The organism is Bradyrhizobium campsiandrae, from assembly GCF_014529705.1.
GTDB classification, from domain to species: Bacteria; Pseudomonadota; Alphaproteobacteria; order Rhizobiales; family Xanthobacteraceae; genus Bradyrhizobium; species Bradyrhizobium campsiandrae.
Genome location: NZ_JAANIH010000055.1, coordinates 17,057 through 30,739, shown reverse-complemented (window position 1 = coordinate 30,739; position 13,683 = coordinate 17,057). Strand labels below are relative to the sequence as shown.

The 13,683-nt window shown below is 65.0% G+C and carries 9 protein-coding genes; 3 read left to right on the top strand and 6 right to left on the bottom strand.

Features of this window, described 5'->3' with window-relative positions; translation table 11 throughout:
• Nucleotide 1: 1 nt before the first annotated feature.
• Nucleotides 2-2,785: a malto-oligosyltrehalose synthase gene (treY, locus tag G8O24_RS31535; RefSeq protein ID WP_188106239.1), complete on the top strand. Its 2,784-nt coding sequence runs from the start codon at nucleotides 2-4 to the stop codon at nucleotides 2,783-2,785.
• Nucleotides 2,786-2,788: 3 nt separating this feature from the next.
• Here treY and G8O24_RS31530 read toward each other — a convergent pair whose 3' ends face one another.
• On the bottom strand, nucleotides 2,789-3,106 hold the full coding sequence (locus G8O24_RS31530) for a polyhydroxyalkanoic acid system family protein (protein ID WP_188106237.1): 318 nt from the start codon (nucleotides 3,104-3,106) through the stop codon (nucleotides 2,789-2,791).
• 183 nt (nucleotides 3,107-3,289) lie between these two features.
• On the opposite strand from G8O24_RS31530, the gene G8O24_RS31525 reads away from it, so the two are divergent.
• Entirely contained in the window at nucleotides 3,290-3,454 is a 165-nt protein-coding gene (locus G8O24_RS31525) for a DUF3309 family protein (protein ID WP_188106235.1), read from the top strand.
• Between the two features lie 141 nt (nucleotides 3,455-3,595).
• Here G8O24_RS31525 and ligD read toward each other — a convergent pair whose 3' ends face one another.
• Complete coding sequence (gene ligD, locus G8O24_RS31520; protein ID WP_188106233.1) at nucleotides 3,596-6,247, bottom strand: DNA ligase D; 2,652 nt, start codon at nucleotides 6,245-6,247, stop codon at nucleotides 3,596-3,598.
• A gap of 118 nt (nucleotides 6,248-6,365) precedes the next feature.
• On the opposite strand from ligD, the gene ku reads away from it, so the two are divergent.
• Nucleotides 6,366-7,250, top strand: coding sequence for a non-homologous end joining protein Ku (ku, locus tag G8O24_RS31515; RefSeq protein WP_188106231.1), 885 nt, complete (start codon nucleotides 6,366-6,368; stop codon nucleotides 7,248-7,250).
• A gap of 127 nt (nucleotides 7,251-7,377) precedes the next feature.
• On the opposite strand, the gene G8O24_RS31510 is transcribed toward ku, so the two are convergent.
• From G8O24_RS31510 to kdpB, 4 genes are all read right to left on the bottom strand, one after another.
• Nucleotides 7,378-8,067, bottom strand: coding sequence for a response regulator (locus G8O24_RS31510; RefSeq protein WP_188106229.1), 690 nt, complete (start codon nucleotides 8,065-8,067; stop codon nucleotides 7,378-7,380).
• Entirely contained in the window at nucleotides 8,064-10,787 is a 2,724-nt protein-coding gene (locus tag G8O24_RS31505) for a DUF4118 domain-containing protein (RefSeq protein WP_188106227.1), read from the bottom strand. The genes G8O24_RS31510 and G8O24_RS31505 overlap by 4 nt, the downstream gene beginning before the upstream one ends.
• 39 nt (nucleotides 10,788-10,826) lie before the next feature.
• The gene (locus G8O24_RS31500; protein WP_188106226.1) at nucleotides 10,827-11,432 is read right to left on the bottom strand and encodes a K(+)-transporting ATPase subunit C; all 606 of its coding nucleotides are present in this window, start codon (nucleotides 11,430-11,432) and stop codon (nucleotides 10,827-10,829) included.
• A gap of 110 nt (nucleotides 11,433-11,542) precedes the next feature.
• The gene (kdpB, locus tag G8O24_RS31495) at nucleotides 11,543-13,657 is read right to left on the bottom strand and encodes a potassium-transporting ATPase subunit KdpB (protein ID WP_188106223.1); all 2,115 of its coding nucleotides are present in this window, start codon (nucleotides 13,655-13,657) and stop codon (nucleotides 11,543-11,545) included.
• Nucleotides 13,658-13,683: the final 26 nt, after the last annotated feature.

Sequence of the window (13,683 nt, the reverse complement as noted above, 5' to 3'; positions counted from 1 at the left end):
TATGCCTTCCGCGATTCCTCTCGCGACCTACCGGCTTCAGCTCACCGCGGATTTCGACTTCGACAAGGCCGCGGCCATCGTGCCTTATCTGAAGGCGCTCGGCATCACGCATCTCTACGCCTCGCCGGTGATGAAGGCCCGCAAGGGCTCGACCCATGGCTACGACACCGTCGACCACGGCCAGTTCAATCCGGAGCTCGGCGGCGAGGCCGGCTTTGCGCGGCTGAGCGAGGCGCTCGCCAGGCACGATCTCGGCCTGATCGTCGATTTCGTGCCGAACCATGTCGGCGTCCATTTCGCCGACAACCCCTGGTGGCTCGACGTGCTGGAATGGGGCCAGGCCTCGCCGCACGCGGTCTCATTCGACATCGACTGGGATCAGCTGGCCTTCCGCGCCCGCGGCGGCGTGCTGCTGCCGATCCTCGGCGTCTCCTATGGCGAGGCGCTTGAACGCGGCGAGATCGAGCTGCGCTACGATCCGGACGAGGGCAGCTTCTCCGCCTGGTATTTCGAGCATCGCCTGCCGATCGCGCCGGAGCGCTATGGCGAGATTCTGCGGACAATCGTGAAGGAGGCCGACGCGGCCGATACCGTCGCCGGCAAGCGCCTGCTCTCGCTCGCCGTGCGCTACACGGGCCTGCGCCGGCCGAACCGCAAGGAAGCGCCCGCCTTCAAGACCGAATTAAAAGAGATCGCGGGCGGCGCCGACATCATCATCCACGGTCTCGCCGCCTATCGCGCGGCCAAGGATCGCCCGGCGCAGACGCTGGCGCTGCATCATTTGCTGGAGCGGCAGAACTACAAGCTCGGCCATTGGCGGCTGGCGTCGAGCGACATCAACTACCGCCGTTTCTTCGACGTCAACGGGCTTGCCGGCTTGCGCGTCGAAGACCCCGGCACTTTCGCGGCGACGCACCGGCTGGTGAAGCAGCTCGTTGCCGACGGCAGGCTGCAAGGCATCCGCCTCGATCACATCGACGGTCTGCGCGATCCCGCGCAATATTGCCAGCGGCTGCGCCGGCTGGTCCGCGACGCGCAGGGCAACGAACAGCCGTTCTACACGGTGATCGAAAAGATCCTGTGCGAGCATGAGAAGCTGCCGCACTTCGCCGGCGTTCAGGGCACCACCGGCTATGAATGGATGAACGTCATCACCCATGTCCTGGTCGACGCCAAGGGGCTCGAGGCGCTGGACGAGACCTGGCGGCAGATCAGCAACCGGCCGCCCCAGCTCGCCCCTTACGTCAAGGACGCCAAACGGCGCGTGCTGGAAACGCTGTTGACCAGCGAGTTCACCGTGCTGACCCGGCTGCTCGCGCGCATCGCCAACGGGCACTATTCCACCCGTGACTTCTCCGCCGACAGCCTGCGCCAGGCGCTCGAGCTCTATGTGCTGCACTTCCCGGTCTATCGCACTTACTTGACGCATAGCGGCCCGACCGCGCTCGATCGAAAACTGATCGACGACACCATCGCGCGCGCCCGCGCCGAATGGTTCGCGGCCGACGAAGGCATTTTCGACTTCCTGCGCGATGCGCTCACCATGGACCTGCTCAAGCCCGGCCGTCCGCCGCACAGCGCGCCGCGCGTGCGCCGTTTCGCACTGAAAGTGCAGCAATTCACCGGGCCAATGATGGCGAAGTCGCTGGAGGACACCGCGTTCTACCAGTTCCACCGGCTGCTCGCCTTGAACGAGGTCGGCGGCGATCCCGCGAGCAAGGGCCTCTCCATTCCCGCCTTCCACGAGGCAATGCGGGCCCGGGCCAAGGAATGGCCGCTCGGCATGACGGCGACCGCAACCCACGACACCAAGCGCGGCGAGGACGCGCGTGCGCGGATCGCGGCTTTAAGCGAAATTCCCGGCGAATGGACCAGCGCGGTCGCACGGTGGAAGGTACTGAACGCACCGCATCTGTCGCTACAGGGCCAGCTGCGCGCGCCGTCGGCGACGTTCGAGTACATGCTCTACCAGACCCTGCTCGGCGCGTTACCTGTCGAGGGGCCGGATGCCAGCTTCGTCGCGCGCATCCAGGCCTATGCGCTCAAGGCGGCGCGCGAGGGCAAGGAAGAGACGAGTTGGCTCAATCCGCACGAAGCGTATGAAAACGGCGTCAAGGTCTTCATCGAGAAGATCCTCGATCCCGCGCTGTCAGGCGAATTCCTGCAGACGCTCCAGACCTTCGCCCGCCGCGTCGCGCTGCTCGGCGGGCTGAACTCGCTCAGCCAGCTCACGCTGAAGGCGACATTGCCGGGCGTGCCCGACTTCTACCAGGGCACCGAATATTGGGACCTGTCGCTGGTCGATCCCGACAACCGCCGCCCTGTGGATTTTGCCGCGCGGAAGGCCGCGCTGGCGTCCCCGGCAACACCGGACTGGAGCGGCCTGATCAAGAGCTGGCCCGACGGCCGGCTCAAGCTGGCCTGGACGCGCCATCTCCTCGAGTTGCGCAACGGCCTCCCCGAGGTCTTTACAAAGGGCGACTATCAGCCGCTCGAGGTCCGCGGCGCACATGCCGATCATGTCATCGCTTTCGCGCGCCGATACGGCCGCACTGCCGCCATCGTCGTGGTCGGACGCCAGTTTGCTCCGTTCACGCAAGCGGGGCGGGAATGGCCGACACTCGAAGGTGTCGACGCAACCGTCGACATCTCCGGCTACAGCGCGGCGGGCCTTGCGAGCAACGAACTCCCGGTCGCGCAGGCCTTCCGTGATCTTCCTGCTGCGGTCATCGAGGCCCGCGCGGCAGGCGTCATCAGGCCGCCGCGACAGCGCGTCCGCACCTGACGCCTATTTCCCGCCATCCTTGGTCAGCAGCAGGTGTCCGCGCTTCTTGATGGTTGCCTGCGCCATCTCGGCAAAGCGCTGCAACAACCACGGCAGCACCACCTCGACCTTGACGTGATCGTCGGCGACGTCGACCTGCCCGCTCGCGATCTGCCCGAGCGCGCGGATGCGGAAGTTCATGGTATCCCCGCTCCAGCGCTCTTCCTCGACCTGCATCACGGGAATGCTGGCCGCGGCACGGCCAAGCCCGGTCTTGAGCCGGCGTACCGCCTCCTCGCGGCCGAGACGGTGCGGAATAGAAACGACAAGCGGTGCTGACATGATCTGTGCCCGGTGGTGACCGATCCTCACATAATCATGCCGGCCCGATGCGCAAAGGTTCCATGCAAGGTGAGGCCCGACGTCGCGATCCAAATCCGGAACTTTAAAACATGCGGCAAGTTGCCCCCGCACAACGGGACAGGTTGCAACGACCCTTTCTACGAAGGGCTGGAGGAGATTGGCATGTCTATCGGTACGATCATTCTGATCATTTTGGTCATCGCGCTGCTCGGCGGCTTCAGCGGCGTCGGCGGCGGCCCGTTCTACGGCACCGGCTATTACGGCGGCGGCGGCCTCGGGCTCGTCATCGTCATTCTGCTGATATTGCTGCTGATGGGACGGATCTAGCGACGAGGTGTCGTAGGGTGGGCAAAGGCGCTCTTGCGCCGTGCCCACCCTTCCCTCGTTGTAACAAAGAAATGGTGGGCACGCTTCGCTTTGCCCACCCTACGAGAGCCGTTCTACGAGAGCCGCCCTCGGCGCACGGACCTACTTCTTCGCGGCCAGCTGCTTCATCGCCGCCTTGATCGACGCGGCCGCATCGTCATAGCCCTCCCATGCCTTCGACCGCGCCAGCAGGCCCGGCACCGTCCGCACTGTGTAGCGCTTGGGATCGAGATCGCTCTTCACTTGCGCCCAGGTCACCGGCATGGACACCGTGGCGCCGTCGCGCGCACGCGGCGACAACGGGGCCACCGCCGTCGACATGCGATCATTGCGCAGATAGTCAAGAAAGATCTTTCCGTTGCGCAGCTTCTTGGACATGTTGAGCAGGTAGCGTTCGGGATCGTCATCGGCCATCCATTGGCAGACGCCTTGCGCGAAGGCTTTGGCTTCCTTCCAGCTGACCTTGTCGCGGGCGCCGTGGAGCAGTGGCACCACGACGTGGAGACCCTTGCCGCCGGTGGTCTTGCAGAAGCTCTCCATGCCGACGTCAGTGAGCCGCTGCCGCATCTCCTTCGCCGCCTCGACGACATCGGCGAACTTCACGTCGGGCGCGGGATCAAGATCGAATACCAGGCGGCCCGGCGTGTCATAGGCGTCAGGCGCGCAATTCCAGGGATGCAGTTCGACGCCCCCAATCTGCGCGACCGCAGCGAGGCCCTCGACGCGATCGATCTGCAAGTAAGGCTTTCGATCGCCGGAGACCTTGGCGAGCTCGAGCAGGTTCGACGTGCCCTGCATGGCATGGCGCTGGAAAAATTTCTCGCCGACGATGCCGTCGGGCGCACGCAGGAGCGAGCAGGGACGGCCCTTCAGATGTTCGATCATCCAGGCGCCGACGGCCTCGAAATAGCGCGCGAGATCCAGCTTCGTGACGCCCTCGCCGTCGCCGCCGTCAGGCCATAGCTCCTTCTCGGGCTTCGAGATGACGACGCCCATGACTTCGGCGGTACCCTTCCCTTTCGCCGGTTGCGCTGGCGCGCGCTTTCCGACGGAAGGCTGCGCAAGCTTGGTATCCACGGGCGTCTCCGCCTCGACCTCTACGGCAGGCTTGTCCTGCCGCAGGCCCTTGAAGGCGGCCTGGCGGATATTGCCGTCGGCGGTGAAGCCGGCGAACTCGATCTCGGCAACGAGCTCCGGCTTCAGCCAATGCACGTCGCGCGTCTTCCTCGGCGCATTCTTGCCGCCGAAGGGACTTTCCTTGGCCTCCATGGCCTTCAGCGACGGCATGATGCGCTTGACCTTGTCGGCGCCAAATCCGGTCCCGACCATGCCGACGAAGGCGAGATGATCGTCTCGATGCACGCCCGCCATCAGCGAGCGGAACTTTCCATTGGTGGTCTTGTAGCCGCCGATCACGACCTCATGTCCCGCGCGACACTTCGCCTTGGTCCAGCTCTCGGTACGGCCCGACCGGTACGGCGCGTCGAGCTTCTTCGAGACCACGCCTTCGAGCTCCAGATTGCAGGCCGATTGCAGCACCGCATCGCCGCCGCTCTCGAAATGCTCGACATAGCGGATCTGGCTCGCCTTCTTCCTGCGCGCGCCCAGCAAATCCTTCAGCCGGTTCTTGCGCTCGCCGAGCGGCAGCCGGCGATAGTCCAGGCCCTCGGCGAACAGCAGGTCGAAGGCAAAAAAGATCAGATCCTCATCCTTGCCATCCGACAAGGCGGCTTGCAACGAGGAGAAATTTGGCGCGCCGTTGTGGTCGAGCGCAACGATCTCGCCGTCGATCAACGCGTCTGGCAGGCCACCCGCCTCCTTCGCGATCGACGCGAACTTGTCGGTCCAGTCGAGGCCTTTGCGCGTCTTCAAGGTCGCCTCGCCGTCCTCGACGCGGAGCTGGACGCGGTAGCCGTCGAATTTGATCTCGTGGCACCAGCCGTCGGCGGCGGGCGGCCGTTCGACCGGCGTGCAGAGCTGCGGCGCGACGAAATCCGGCATCTGCGAGACCTTCTTGGCCGGCGTCGCGCTCGTCGCCCGGCTTTTCGAGGTCTTGCCGCGCTTCAACGCCGTGCGCGGGGCCGGCTTGACGGTGCGTCCCTTGCTCTCCTCGGCGCGATTGGATTGCCAGACCGCATCGGCCTTGCCCGTACCCTTCGCCAGCATGAACGGTTTTGGCGCGCGGCCCTTGCCGCTTGCGATCTGTTCCATGGCACGGCCGGAGGCCACGGACTTGTCCTCCGCCAAAATGTCCTCGTCCTCGCTGGCATAGTCGTCGCGGTGCTTGATCAGCAGCCAGTTGGTGCGCTTCTCGCCGCCGCGGTTGCGCATCCGCACCAGCACCCAGCTGCCATGCAGCTTCTCACCGTGGAGCGTGAACTTGAGGTCGCCCTTCCTAAAGCCGGCTTCGGGATCATCGGCCTCCCAGGTGCCGCGGTCCCACAGCATCACCGTGCCGCCGCCATATTGCCCCTCGGGAATCGTACCTTCGAAATCGCCATAGTCGAGCGGATGGTCCTCGACTTCCACCGCCAGCCGCTTGTCCTGCGGGTTGAGGGATGGCCCTTTCGTCACGGCCCAGGATTTGAACACGCCGTCGAACTCGAGCCTGAGATCGTAATGCAGCCGTGTCGCATCGTGCTTCTGGATCACGAAGCGGCGCTGTTTGGAGGGCGCCACCGCCGTCTTGCCCGACGGTTCGGGTGTCTTCTCGAAATCACGCTTCTTTCGATAGGTGGAGAGTTTTTGCAGCACGACGGGTCCCACATCCTCTAATCGCGTTGAAGCCTATCACGGCCAAGGTCCCACCCGGAACCAAAACCCCGGCGGGTGGTTGGGGTTCCAAAACGCCTTGAAATCACTGGAGAATGGAATGGCCCCGCGCGCCTATTGGAAGGGAACGTTGAAACTGTCGCTGGTCAGCTGCCCCGTCGTGCTCTACCCCGCGACCACGGCGGCCGAGAAGACCCGGTTTCACATGATCAACCGCGAGACCGGCAACCGGCTCAAGCAGCAGATGGTGGATGCCGAGACCGGCGACGTCGTCGAGAGCGATCAGAAGGGTCGCGGCTACGAGCTCTCCAAGGGCAAATATGTCGAGATCGAGCCGGAAGAGCTCGAGGCCGTCCAGATCGAGAGCAATCACACCATCGACATCGAAAGCTTCGTGCCGAGCGAGGAGATCGACCAGCGCTATCTCAACCATCCCTATTACATCGCGCCCGAAGGCAAGGCCGCGATCGACGCCTTCGCGGTGATCCGCGACGCCATGAAGGACCAGGACCGCGTGGCGCTCGCAAAAATCGTGCTGACCAACCGCGAGCACATCATCGCGATCGAGCCTCGCGGCAAGGGCCTGCTCGGCACCACGCTGCGCTTTCCTTACGAGCTCCGTGACGAGGACGAATTCTTTGGCGACATCAAGAGCCCGAAGATCACCAAGGACATGGTCGAGCTCGCGGGCCACATCCTGCAGACCAAAGCATCGCATTTCGATCCGAGCAAGTTCAAGGACGACTACGAGACCGCGCTGAAGGCGCTGGTGAAGCGCAAGGCGAGCGGCAAGAAGATCGAGCTGCCGGAACCCGAGGAGCGGCCGAGCAATGTCGTCAGCCTGATGGATGCGCTGAAGCAGAGTTTGAAAGGGCGCGGCGGAAAGAAGACTGCGGCCACGTCGCATGCGCGGCGGACAACCGGGCGGCACCGTGCGGCGAAGAAGTCGCACCGCGCGACGGCGCGACACAGGAAGGCGGGTTGAAGAGACCGCTCGTGAAGCGTTCGATATCGTAGGGTGGGCAAAGCGAAGCGTGCCCACGCATTGTTTCTGATCGAGAGCGACGGTGGGCACGGCGCTTTGCGCCTTTGCCCGCCCTACAGGTCTGCGATCAATCCCCCGCCTTCAGCCGATACCCGATCCCCGTCTCGGTCAGCACATATTGCGGCCGCTCCGGATCGGCCTCGATCTTCTGGCGGAGCTGGCGGACGTAGACGCGAAGATATTGCGCATCGGTCAGTTCGTCCCAGAGCTCCTTGAGCAGGAATCTGTGGGTCAGCACCTTGCCGGCGTGCTGGACCAGCACGCGCAGCAGGTCGTATTCCTTCGGCGACAGCTTGATCTCGCGCTCGCCGAGCTTGACGATGCGGCGGACCAGATCGACCGAGAGATCGCCGGTGCGAAACACCGGGCGCTCCCCCTGCACCTGCAGCTGGTGCCGCAGCGCAGCGCGCAGGCGCGCCAGCAGCTCATCCATGCCGAAGGGTTTTGTGAGATAATCGTCGGCGCCGAGATCGAGCGCCTGCACCTTGCCGGCCTCATCGCCGCGGCTCGACAATACCACGATCGGCACATTCTCATTGCGGGCCCGGATGGTGCGCAACAGCTCATGGCCCTGGATATCAGGCAAGCCGAGATCGAGGATGATCAAGGCAGGCCCCTCAGCCAGCTTCTCCAGCGCGATCTTGCCGTTCGAGGCCTCGAGAATCTCGTAGCCCTGCGTCGACAATCCCATCCGCAATAATTTGCGGATCGGCGGCTCGTCGTCGATCACCAGGACCTTGATCGGGGCAGCACTCATGCGGCGGTATCCAATGCGTGGGTCTGCGCAGGGACGGGCAGACGGATGGTGAGGACCGCGCCGCTTCGGTCGCTGCGGTTGGCGGCCGAGATCGTGCCGCGCATGGCCTCGATGAAGCCACGGGAGATGGCGAGCCCGAGCCCGGTGCCAGGACGGACATGATCGCCCTTCTGCACGCGGTAAAACTTGTCGAATACGCTTTCGAGCTCGTCCGGCGGAATGCCGTCGCCTTCGTCGGCGACTTCGAGCACCACCTGATCGCGCTCGCGGCGGCTCCTGATCGCGATCGTGGTCTCGGGCGACGAATATTTCGCGGCATTGTCGAGCAGGTTGAACAGCACCTGCTCGAACAGCACGGCATCGAGCTCGAGCATCGGCAGGTCCGCGGCCAGCACCAGCTCGACCTTGTGCGCGGTCAGGATTTTGGAAGCCCGCCGCAGCGCGCTGCCGACAATCTCGCCGAGATCATGCAGCGCGGTGTTCGGCACGATCGCGCCGGACTCGAGCTTGGTCATGTCGAGAAGATTGGCGATGAAGCGGTTGAGCCGCTCGGACTCGTCGATCACGGTCGCGAGCAGATCGCGCTTCTCGGTATCGGACAGCGCACCGGCGAGATCGCGCATGGTCGAGGCCGCACCGAGCACGGAGGCGAGCGGCGTCTTCAAATCGTGCGAGATCGAGGTCAGCAGCGCGGAGCGCAGCCGCTCGGATTCCACGGTACGCTTGACGCGGTCCATGTCCTCCACCAGCAGCACGCGCTCGATCGCGAGCGCGCCCTGATCCACCAGCGCATCCAGCAGCCGGCGCTGGTCCGGCGTCAACAACGGCCCGGTACGGTCGTTGTCGATGCCGATCACGCCGATCGGACCGCGCCCGGTGCGCATCGGCAGGAACAGCCGTTTTGCGCCCGGCAGCGTGTCCGAGCCACGGCCAGCCGTACGATCGTTGCTCCAGGCCCAGTTGGCCGCTGCAAGATCCGCCTGGTCGAGCTGGTCCTCCGGTGGGTAGCCGGACTTCACTGTCAAAAGTCCGTCCTCGGGCAACAGCAGCACGACGCGGACCTTCAGCATCAGCGCGATCTGATAGGCCGAGGCCCACAGCACGTCGTCGAGCGTGGCGGTACCGGCGAGCTTGCGGCTGAAGGCATAGAGCTGCTCGGTCGTGCGGATGCGTCCGATCGCGGTATCCGCCTGCGTGCGCACGCGCGCGGCGACATTCGACACCAGGATCGCGATCAGCATGAAGAAGAAGAACGCCGCGACGTTGGTCGGGTCGGTGATGGTGAAAGTATAGACCGGCGGCAGGAAGAAGAAATTATAGGCGAGCGATGCCGCGATGCTCGCGAGCAGCGACGGCCACAGACCATAGCGCACGGCAACCGCGACCACCGCGGTCAGCAGCACAAGGTCCACGTTCTCGATGCCGAACCGCGGCTGCAACAGTTCCGCGGCGCCGAGGCCGACCAGAACGATGCCGAGCGATTTCAGATAGGGCAGCGGATCGAACGGCTCGGACCGCGCTGCGGTCTGCACTGATGTCTTCGGCACCGCCTCGTCGGACAGCTCGTCACCGGGAATGACGTGAACACTGATATGGCCGGCGCGGCGCACCAGATCGTGCACGACGGAGCCGCGCGTCATCTCGAACCAGCGCGAGCGCGTCGACTTGCCGATCACGATCTGGGTGACGTTGTTGCCTTGCGCGAAATTGATGACGTCGTCGGCGATGCGGCGGCCGACGGCAGGGATGGTCAGTGCCTCGCCGCCGAGTGACTCGGCAAGCCGCAGCGTGTCGGCGAGCCGGTCGCGCTCCTCGTCCGAGAGCTGCAGCGAGCGCCGCGTCTCGATCGAGATCGCGGTGAACGGCGCGTGCAGCCGATCGGCCAATCGCTTGGTGTAGCGCACCAGCCCGGCCGCGCGCGGATCCTCGCTGACACAGACCAGGATACGCTCGCCCGCCGCCCAGGGGCCGGCGATGGCGTTGGCCTGCATGTGGTTGAGCAATTGCTCGTCGACGCGCTCGGCGGTGCGCCGTAGCGCGAGCTCACGCAGCGCGGTCAGATTGCCCGGCGAGAAATAATGTTCCAGCGCCCGCTCGGCCTGCCTGGGGACGTAGACCTTGCCTTCCCGCAGACGCTGGATCAGGTCATCAGGCGTGAGGTCGATCAGCTCGATCGCGTCGGCGCGGTCGAAGATCGAATCCGGCACCGTCTCGCGCACCCGGACATGCGTGATCTGGGCGACGACGTCGTTCAGGCTCTCGATGTGCTGGATGTTGACGGCGGTGTAGACGTCGATGCCGTGCGAGAGCAGCTCCTCGACATCGAGATAGCGTTTGGGATGCCGGCTGCCGGCGGCGTTGGTGTGGGCGAGCTCGTCAACCAGCGCGATTTGCGGTCGCCGCGCGATCACGGCGTCGAGGTCCATCTCCTCGACGATCTGGCCGCGGTATTCGAGCCGCTTGCGCGGGACCACCTCGAGCCCGCGCACCAGCGCCTCGGTCTCGGCACGGCCATGGGTCTCGACAAAGCCGACCACGACATCGATGCCGGTCTTCCGCCTGGCATGGGCGCTCTGCAGCATCTCATAGGTCTTGCCGACGCCGGGGGCGGCGCCGACGAAGATCTTCAGCTTTCCCCTCGCGCTCTCCTCCCGGCGCGCGGCTTCCAGCAGCGCCTCGGGCGATGGACGTTGTTCGGGATCGCGGCGCTGCTGAACCATCAGGCCAATATAATCATCCTGATATTGCCGGCCTAGACGCTACTTCGCGGCGGCACGATCCAGCGCCAGGTTCAGCGCAAGAACGTTAACCCTGGGTTCGCCGATCAGGCCGAGCCAGCGGCCTTCGGTGTTCGAGGCGACGAGCTGCTTCAGCGAAGCTTCTGGCATATTCCGCGCCTTGGCGACGCGCGGCACCTGGAATTCCGCGGCCTCGGGCGAAATGTCGGGGTCGAGCCCGCTCGCCGAGGTCGTGACCAGATCGACCGGAACGGCGGCGTTAGGGTTCTCGGCCTTCAGCCTGTCCACGTCCTCCTTCAGCCGATCGGCCAGCGCCTTGCTGGTCGGGCCGAGATTGGAGCCACCGGAATTGGCGGCGTTGTAGGGTGCCGGTACCGTTTTGCTCGAATCATTCGGATCCGGAGCCAGCGTCGCCGACGGGCGACCATGGAAATATTTGTCGTCCTTGAACTCCTGCCCGATCAGGGTGGAGCCGACCACCTTGCCGTCTTTCTCGATCAGGCTGCCTTGCGCCCTGGCGGGAAAGATCGCGCCGGCAATGCCGGTCATCGCGAGCGGATAGGCAACGCCGGTGATGGCGGTGAGTGCCAGCAACAGGACGATGGCGGGGCGGATTTCTCTGAGCATGTGTTTCTCCAGTTTCTCCTGTCATTGCGAGGAGCTCTTGCGACGAAGCAATCCAGGCTGCCAATCGTGGAAACATCTCTGGATTGCTTCGCTTCGCTCGCAATGACGACTCAGGCCAGATGCAAGGCAACAACGACGAGGTCGATCGCCTTGATGCCGACGAAGGGAATGACGATACCCCCGAGCCCGTAGATCAGCAGGTTGCGGCGGAGCAACGCGCCGGCACCGACCGCGCGATAAGCGACGCCCTTCAGCGCCAGCGGGATCAGGCCGATGATGATGAGCGCGTTGAAGATGATCGCCGACAGGATCGCGCTCTGCGGGCTCGACAGGTTCATGACGTTCAGCACGTTGAGCTGCGGGTAGAACGCCAGGAACATCGCGGGGATGATCGCAAAATATTTGGCGACGTCGTTGGCGATCGAGAAGGTCGTCAGCGCACCGCGCGTCATCAACAGCTGCTTGCCGATCTCGACCACCTCGATCAGCTTGGTCGGGTTGGAATCGAGGTCGACCATGTTGCCGGCCTCGCGGGCGGCCTGGGTGCCGGTGTTCATGGCGACACCGACATCGGCCTGCGCCAGCGCCGGCGCGTCGTTGGTTCCGTCGCCGCACATGGCGACCAGCTTGCCCTTGGCCTGCTCGTCGCGGATCAGCTTGAGCTTGTCCTCGGGCGTTGCCTGCGCCAGGAAGTCGTCGACGCCGGCTTCCGCGGCGATCGCCGCCGCCGTCATCGGGTTGTCGCCCGTGATCATGATGGTGCGGATGCCCATGCGGCGCAGCTCGGCGAAGCGCTCGCGGATGCCGCCTTTGACGATGTCCTTGAGTTGGATGATTCCGAGCAGTTTTCCGTCCTTGGCAACCGCCAGGGGCGTACCGCCGGCCTTCGAGATCTCGTCCGCGATGGCCTGGACCTCACGGCCGATCTCCGAGACCGCGGCGGGCTGGATCGCCCGCGCCGTGTTGCCGGAGGCGACCGCCAACGGCGCGCCACCGCCGACATAATTGAGCATCGCGTCAACCGCACCCTTGCGCACCGAGGAGCCGCCGGCATCGACGCCGCTCATGCGGGTCTGCGCCGTGAACGGGATGAAGGTGGCGCCCAGCTCGGCCATGTCGCGGCCGCGGATGCCGTACTTCTCCTTCGCCAGCACGACGATGGAGCGGCCTTCCGGGGTCTCGTCGGCGAGCGAGGCGAGCTGGGCCGCATCGGCCAATTCCTGTTCGGTCACCCCGCGCACGGGGCGGAACGCCGTCGCCTGGCGGTTGCCGAGCGTGATGGTGCCGGTCTTGTCGAGCAGCAGCGTGTCGACGTCGCCGGCGGCCTCGACCGCGCGACCGGACATCGCCAGCACGTTGAAACGCACCAGGCGGTCCATGCCGGCGATGCCGATCGCCGACAGCAGCGCGCCGATCGTGGTCGGGATCAACGTCACGAACAGGGCGACCAGCACGATCACCGAGATCGAGCCGCCGGCATAGGCCGCATAGCTCGGAATGGTGACGGTGGCGAACACGAAGATGATGGTGAGGCCGGCGAGCAGGATGTTGAGCGCGATCTCGTTCGGCGTCTTCTGCCGCTCGGCGCCTTCGACCAGCCTGATCATGCGATCGATGAAGGTCGAGCCCTGCGCCGCCGTGATGCGGACGCGGATCCAGTCGGACAGCACCTGCGTGCCGCCCGTTACCGCCGAGCGGTCGCCGCCGGACTCGCGGATCACGGGGGCGGATTCGCCGGTGATGGCGGCCTCGTTGACGGAAGCCACGCCCTCGATCACCTCACCGTCGGAGGGGATGGTGTCGCCGGCTTCGACCAGCACGACGTCGCCGACCTTCAGGCTCGTGCCCGGCACCAGCTTGAAATCCCGGCCTGTGCCACCGAGCAGCTTGGCCTGGCTTTCGGTGCGGGTCTTGCGCAGCGAATCCGCTTGCGCCTTGCCGCGGCCCTCGGCGACGGCCTCGGCGAAGTTCGCGAACAGCACCGTGAACCAGAGCCAGAGGATGATCTGGAAGGTGAAGCCGAGATTGGCGCCTGATGTGACGAGGTCACGCAGGAAGATCACGGTGGTGAGCGCGGCCACGACCTCGACCACGAACATGACGGGGTTCTTCACCATCAGCCGCGGATCGAGCTTGGCGAAGGAGGCGCGGATCGCGGGCAGCACGATTCTGGGATCGAGCATTGCCGACATCGGCGCACGCTTTTGTAGTTTCATCGTATCCATGGAGGTCACTCCAGACAATCAGAAGA